Annotated in this window: 6 protein-coding genes and 2 pseudogenes; 4 read left to right on the plus strand and 4 right to left on the minus strand. The window is 52.1% G+C overall.

From position 1 onward, the window contains the following. Positions 1-759: pseudogene (locus ACTF5Z_RS05065) on the minus strand (bifunctional aconitate hydratase 2/2-methylisocitrate dehydratase); the annotation flags it as partial. A 202-nt stretch (positions 760-961) separates the two neighbouring features. Between ACTF5Z_RS05065 and ACTF5Z_RS05070 the strand changes: the two are divergent. Together ACTF5Z_RS05070 and ACTF5Z_RS05075 are read left to right on the plus strand one after the other, a co-directional pair. Continuing rightward, complete coding sequence (locus ACTF5Z_RS05070; RefSeq protein ID WP_423849539.1) at positions 962-1420, plus strand: DUF1289 domain-containing protein; 459 nt, start codon at positions 962-964, stop codon at positions 1418-1420. Further along, positions 1413-2039, plus strand: a complete 627-nt coding sequence (locus tag ACTF5Z_RS05075; protein WP_438984744.1) for a tRNA-(ms[2]io[6]A)-hydroxylase — start codon at positions 1413-1415, stop codon at positions 2037-2039. Before ACTF5Z_RS05070 ends, ACTF5Z_RS05075 begins: the two co-directional genes overlap by 8 nt. Positions 2040-2063: 24 nt before the next feature. Here the strand turns inward: ACTF5Z_RS05075 and ACTF5Z_RS05080 are convergent, their stop codons facing one another. Then, a complete protein-coding gene (locus ACTF5Z_RS05080) occupies positions 2064-2792 on the minus strand; it encodes a UDP-2,3-diacylglucosamine diphosphatase (RefSeq protein WP_423849537.1) in 729 nt (242 codons plus the stop codon). 4 nt (positions 2793-2796) lie between these two features. Next, positions 2797-3291 carry a peptidylprolyl isomerase gene (locus ACTF5Z_RS05085; protein WP_423849536.1) on the minus strand — a complete coding sequence of 165 codons (495 nt, stop codon included), beginning with the start codon at positions 3289-3291 and terminating at the stop codon, positions 2797-2799. 182 nt (positions 3292-3473) lie between these two features. Between ACTF5Z_RS05085 and ACTF5Z_RS05090 the strand changes: the two genes are divergently transcribed. Continuing rightward, positions 3474-5117, plus strand: a complete 1644-nt coding sequence (locus ACTF5Z_RS05090) for a glutamine--tRNA ligase/YqeY domain fusion protein (RefSeq protein WP_438984747.1) — start codon at positions 3474-3476, stop codon at positions 5115-5117. Between the two features lie 5 nt (positions 5118-5122). Further along, the gene (gene cysS / locus ACTF5Z_RS05095) at positions 5123-6496 is read left to right on the plus strand and encodes a cysteine--tRNA ligase (protein WP_438984745.1); all 1374 of its coding nucleotides are present in this window, start codon (positions 5123-5125) and stop codon (positions 6494-6496) included. 60 nt (positions 6497-6556) lie between these two features. Here the strand turns inward: cysS and ACTF5Z_RS05100 are convergent. After that, positions 6557-6913 (minus strand): annotated as a pseudogene (locus ACTF5Z_RS05100) (bifunctional 5,10-methylene-tetrahydrofolate dehydrogenase/5,10-methylene-tetrahydrofolate cyclohydrolase); the annotation flags it as partial.

Genomic DNA, 6913 nt, shown 5'->3' on the forward strand with positions numbered 1-6913 from the left:
CACGCTGTTGGTTGCTGATTTACGCGATGAGCCCGTGCCCACGACGTCACCCACAAATGCAACGGGCAGACCTTTGGCTTTGATTTCGTCGATTTGGCTCATTGGGCCAACCACACCGTGCTCTTCGGGGCTCAAACCGTCGCGGGTCATTTTGTACATGGCGCGCGCGTGAAGGGGAATGTCAGGGCGCGACCACGCGTCGGGTGCGGGTGATAAATCGTCGGTATTGGTTTCGCCAGTGACTTTAAATACGGCGACTTTGATTGACTCGGCAACCTCATCGCGCGAGGTAAACCATTCGCCGTCTGCCCAAGATTGCATGACCGCCTGAGCGTGGTTATTGCCGCCCTTGGCGAGTTCTTCGACATCGTGGAACGCGTCGAACATAAGTAGGGTGTGTTTTAGCTGCTCTGCTGCGAGCTCTGCCAGCTCTGCATCGTTAAGTGAGTTGACCAAGGTTTCGATGTTGTAGCCGCCGTGCATGTTGCCCAGCAGTTTCACCGCGTCGGCCTTGCTGATTAGCGGAGATTCGGCTTCGCCCTTTACGATTGCACTTAAGAAGGCCGCTTTGACGTAAGCTGCTTCGTCGACACCGGGTGGCACACGTGTGCTAATTAACTCAACCAAAAAGTCTTCTTCGCCGGCTGGTGGTGCCTTTAATAATTCAACTAGGTCCGCAACCTGTTCTGCGTTTAAAGGCTTTGGTGGGATATTTTCTGCTGCACGTTCAGCAACGTGGGCGCGATAGGCTTCTAACACGTTCGACTCCTTGGTGGTGGTCCATAAAGGGTTTGATATTTTCGCGCGCCAGTATACCGCAAGCGGCTACGAGGGGGAATTCGCAGCCTTCTATAGCATGTATTCATTTGAGCAATAGTGAAGTCGATTTATGCGCAATGCGTTTGGCAAACGGTTTGTGATTCCCTAGTATTGCGCTTTTACCTTCGGAACACACTTACCCATGTTAGATCGCCCCGTCAAAACTCCCTGCATTGGTGTTTGCTCGACCGGTATCGGTGATCTTGTCTGCCGCGGTTGCAAACGATTCGTGCACGAGGTGGTAGACTGGAACGGTTACTCGGTGCAACAAAAGCGTATCGTCGATAGTCGTCTTGCACAGTTTTTGGCTCAGTGCATGGCAAACCGTTTCGAGGTGGTCGACGAGGCCGTGCTCAAAGCCCAGCTGGAGTTGCAGCTGATTCGCTACGACGATGCGCACGCGCCGCTGTGTTGGGTTTTTGCGATCTTGAAAGCCGGCGCGAATCAAATTACTGATCCATCGCTATTTGGATTCGCCGTTCTTCCGTGGTGTCGGGATCAAAGTTTGAAGCAACTGCGCGATGAAGTCGATGAAGAGTATTTTCAGCTGTCTCAAGCGCACTACGAACGGTATTTTTTGCAAGGGGTGGCCAGTGAGTAAAGGCAAAGCTGTGGACGTGCAGCCGATTATTGATTTTTTGGGCAGCGAAACGCCCCGGGCCTGGATAGATTGTGCCTTGCAAAACCAAGAGATCCTGTTGGTCGATCACGCCAACTGCGAAAAAAAAGCCGCGTCAACAGCCTTAAACTTGATGTACCGCTACGTTGAGTTCCCTCAGCTGCTACAAAAATTGTCGCGTTTGGCGCGCGAAGAGCTGAGGCATTTTGAGCAAGTGCACGCGATTATGCGCAAGCGCAATATCGACTACCCGCAGTTGAATGCCTCACGCTACGCTGGTGGTTTGCGTGATAAGGTCAGCAAGCAAGAACCCATGCGTTTGGTCGATACCTTAATTGTGGGTGCGATTATCGAGGCGCGCAGCTGCGAGCGCTTTGCCGCCTTAGCCCCGTATTTAGACGACGAGCTAAACGCGTTTTACAGCTCGCTATTGAAATCGGAGTCGCGCCATTTTATGGATTATTTGGCCTTAGCGCGGCAGGTCGCTGACGACGCCCTGGTAGCCCAGCGAACCGAAGAACTATTGCGCGTTGAAAATGTGCTCATTGCCGATCCCGATCCCGAATTTAGATTTCACTCAGGCGTTCCGCTAGCCGCATAGTCTCGGTGTGCTTGGAGAAGCCTTTTACGCCGGACGCAGCGGTAGGTGCAAAAATTCGATGGTGTTGTCGTCGGCTCTGCAAACCCACACTGGGCGATCCGTGTCCCAATCTCCCAGCACGATGCGCTCTTTAAGTTCTGGCATGGGGTGCCTAGCCGGTCGGTGTGTATGTCCGTGAATTAAAACAGTGACATCGTGGCAGGTCATTACGCGCTCGACCTCGGTCTCATTGACGTCCATGATGTCTTCCGCCTTCACCTGGTTAGCTTCTTGACTCATATCCCGAAGCTGTCGTGCTAGTGCACGTCGTTGGTCTAGGGATTGAGCCAATAAATTTTGCTGCCAGGCTTTGGAGCGAACTTGCGCTCGAAACTGCTGATACTCGGTGTCATCAATACACAGTGAATCACCGTGCATAAGCAATGCACGCTCGCCCGCCAGTGTTAGCACACAGGTATCGGGTAGCAGTGTTGCGCCAATCGTTTGAGCAAAAGTTTCCCCAAGCAGAAAGTCGCGATTACCCTGCATTAGAAACAGCGAGCAACCGCTGTCGACGATGTTACTTAAGGTCGTGCTTAGCTTTTCGGCAAAGGCAGAATCATCATCGTCGCCAATCCAAGCGTCCACCAAATCGCCTAAAATATAGAGCTCGTCGATGTCGCTGCAGTGGTCTTGAAGGAAGTTTTCGAAGGCTAAGAAAAGATCGGGAGCGGCTTCGCTCAGATGTAGATCCGAGATGAAAAGCCGCTCCATGGGATTAAGCGATTTCTACAATCGACTCGATAATAACAGCGTCGACAGGCACGTCTTGGTGGCCGTTGCGAGAGGTCGTCGCCACTGCGCGGATTTTATCTAAGACCTCAGAGCCCTCGGTAACTTTACCAAATACCGCGTAGCCCCAGCCTTGCATATTTTTGCCGCTGTGGTTCAAAAACTCGTTGTTGCTGACGTTAATAAAAAATTGAGCGGTCGCTGAGTGAGGGTCCATAGTGCGAGCCATCGCGATCGTACCGAACTCGTTTTTCAGGCCGTTATCCGCTTCGTTTTCAACGGGTGCTTTGGTGGCTTTTTGCTGCATGTTGGTGTCGAAACCGCCGCCTTGAACCATAAAATTATCGATTACGCGATGGAAGATCGTACCGTCATAAAAGCCTTCACGAACATACTCTAGAAAGTTGGCAACAGTTTTAGGCGCCTTTTCTGCATCGAGTTCAAGTGTCATGTCGCCGAAGGTGGTGGAAATTTTAATCATAAAAAACTCAGTTTCTGTTACATCATTGGGGGCGCAATGATACTGATTTTCGAGGGCGGGGGCAAAAAAACCGCCTGTGTAGCTTTACCGAAAGTAATGCCTACCGATTCGGGCTTCTGGACGGTATAATGCGCGGCTTCGTCTATCACTGGGAATCTCTTGTGTCTGAGCCATCTAGACCCATGCATTTTTTAGAATCTTTGGTCGCCAAAGATTTAGAAGCAGGCAAAATCAACAAGGTTGTGACGCGCTTTCCACCCGAGCCAAACGGCTACTTGCACGTGGGTCACGCTAAATCAATCTGCTTGAATTTTGGCTTGGCTCAACGGTTTGGTGGAGATTGCCACCTGCGCTTCGATGACACCAACCCAGAAAAAGAAAGCGACGAATTTATTCAGGCAATTCAAGCAGATGTTCGCTGGCTGGGTTTTGAGTGGGCGGGCGATGTTCGCTATGCCTCTAGCTACTTTCAGCAGCTGTATGACTGGGCCTGCTATTTGATTGATCAAGGCTTAGCTTATGTGTGTGATTTAAGCGCGGAAGAGGCTCGCACCTATCGAGGTACGTTGACTGAGCCGGGTCGCAACAGTCCCTATCGTGAGCGCAGCGTTGAGGAAAACCGAGCGCTGTTTGCCTCGATGCGCGCGGGTGAGTTTGAAGACGGGGCCAAAGTTCTGCGAGCCAAAATTGACATGGCCAGCCCCAATATGAATTTGCGCGATCCGATTTTGTATCGAATTCGTCGCGTGGTGCATCATCAAACGGGTAGTGAATGGGTGATTTACCCAACCTATGACTTCGCTCACGGACAGGGCGATGCCATTGAAGGCATTACTCACTCGATTTGCTCCTTAGAGTTTGAAGACCATCGCCCCCTATACGATTGGTTTATTAACAATTTGCCTGTTCCCAGCGAGCCACATCAGTACGAGTTTGGTCGGTTAAACTTAAACTACACGGTGACCAGTAAGCGTAAACTCAAGCAATTGGTTGACGAGGGCGTGGTTGCTGGCTGGGATGACCCCAGAATGCCTACCATTGCAGGCATGCGTCGTCGTGGCTACTCGCCCGCGGCAATTCGCACCTTCTGCGATATGATCGGCGTTACGCGTAGTGACGGTACGGTAGACGTTGCAATGTTGGAGCACGCCGTGCGCGATGACCTCAACAATAACGCCCCGCGCGCGATGGCTGTGCTAAACCCGTTGACGGTGACGCTTACCAATTTGAGCGAAGATCACAAAGAAATCGTTATGTCACCCAATCATCCTCAGAATGAGGCGCTGGGCGAGCGCGAGTTGGTGTTTACGCAGCAGGTGGTGATTGACGCTGACGACTTTCGTGAAGAGGCCAATAAAAAGTTTAAGCGCTTGGTATTGGGTAAGCGGGTACGCTTGCGCAATGCCTACGTTATCGAGGCTTACGATGTCATCAAAGACGCCGAAGGTCAGGTGGTCGAGGTTCTCGCCAAAGTCATCGAGAATACGGTAGGAGCGGACCCTGAAGATGGTATTAAGCCAAAAGGCGTGATTCAGTGGGTGTCGAAAAGCGAAGGAGGGCGCGCCACGATTCGCTTGTATGACCGCTTGTTTACGCAAGCTGAACCCGAGGCCGACGGTGATTTTATGGCGGTCGTAAACCCCAACTCACTGGTTGTTATCGAGCGTGCCTATGTCGAGCCGAGTTTGCTAGCCGCCACACCTGAGCAGGCTTTCCAGTTCGAACGCGAAGGTTATTTTGTTGCTGACCGATTCGATCACAGAGCAGGCGCGCCCGTTTTTAACCGCACGATTGGTTTGCGAGACACTTGGCAAGAGGGCGCCTAGGATTCATGGATATCACCTTATACAACACGCTGGCTCGTAAAAAAGAGCGCTTTGAACCTCGAGTTCCCGGCGAGGTCACGATGTACGTTTGTGGCCCCACTGTGTACAACCTAGCGCACATTGGTAATGCTCGTCCGGTCGTTGTATTTGATGTGCTGTTTCGCTTGCTTCAAACCCAATACCAAACGGTGCGATACGCCCGAAACATTACCGACATCGACGATAAAATCATCACTGCAGCGCGCGAGAGAGGCGAACCCATCGACGCGGTAACATCCGAGTTTACGCAAAAGTTTCGTGAGGACGTGGCCGCGCTGGGTACGCTACCACCAAGTTTAGAGCCACATGCGACGCATAATTTGAACCCCATGATCGCAATGGTCGAGGCCTTGTTAGCCAAAAATCACGCTTACGAAGCCGATGGTCACGTACTGTTTTCCGTAAGCAGTATGCCCACTTATGGGGAGCTTTCAGGTCGTAATTTGGACGATATGCTTGCCGGTGCGCGAGTCGAGGTCGCGGATTATAAGCGTCACCCGGGAGATTTTGTTCTGTGGAAGCCCGCCGCCGCAGATGAACCCGGTTGGGACAGTCCATGGGGTAGGGGGCGTCCGGGATGGCATCTTGAGTGTTCGGCCATGATTCACGAGCATTTGGGTTTGGAAATTGATATTCATGGCGGTGGTCGCGATTTGATTTTTCCGCACCATGAAAATGAAATAGCGCAAAGCTGCTGCGCTTATGGCGGCTCTTACGTGCGCTACTGGATGCATAACGCCTACATCGATATTGATGGCGAGAAGATGTCCAAGTCACTGGGTAACTTCAAGACCATACGCGAGCTTCTGGGTCTGTATCGTGGCGAGGTGTTGCGCTTCGCTCTGTTGAGTGCGCATTATCGCTCGAGCCTGAACTTCTCGAAAGACTTGTTAGATCAATCAGAGAATACTTTAAATGGTTTGTACAACGCGCTGCGTAAGGTCGAGTCTGTCGACGCTGTAGTACCCGAATCGGTCGAGCAACAAAGCTGGTATGCAGCGCTGTGTGATGACTTGAATACCCCTTTGGCAATAAGCGAGCTACACCAGATGATTTCTGAGCTCAACAAAGCGAATGATTCAGACAAGGCCTCGATCAAAGGGCGCATCATGGCCTGTGCAAGTTTGTTAGGAATATTGCAAAGCGCCCCGTCCGATTGGCTTCGCGGCGACGACACCGAGGGGCTAAGCGCTGACGCGATTGACGCCTTAGTCGCCGAACGAGTCGAGGCAAAAGCTGCTAAAAACTATGCGCGCGCCGATGAAATTCGGGCAGAACTGACTGCAGCGGGTGTCGTTCTGGAAGATTCGCCGAGTGGCACCACTTGGCGTCGGGCCTAGCCCTAAAACCCAATAAAGAAGGCCACAGATGTGGCCTTCTTTGTGTTCGGCGTTGGGCGATTAAGCCAAGCTTTTCTCGCCGGACATAACGCTCTGTTGAATAAGCGTATTAATAGTCATAGGACCGACACCGCCAGGTACGGGTGTGTAAGCCGCAACCCGATCGATAAGCGGGGCTAGCTCGATATCGCCGATGCCACCGGGATGATAGCCCGCATCGACCACGACCGCGCCGTCTTTAATCCACTCGGCTTTAATGAACTCGGGTTTACCTACGGCGCCGACTAAGATATCGGCTTGCGCCACTAACGCTGGCAGATCCTGCGTACGCGAGTGGCAAATTGTTACAGTGGCGTCCTTGCCCAAGAGCATCATAGCCATGGGTTTGCCCAGAATCGGGGAGCGACCTACCACAAC

Source organism: Aequoribacter sp. (assembly GCF_965659035.1).
Lineage (GTDB): Bacteria > Pseudomonadota > Gammaproteobacteria > Pseudomonadales > Halieaceae > Aequoribacter.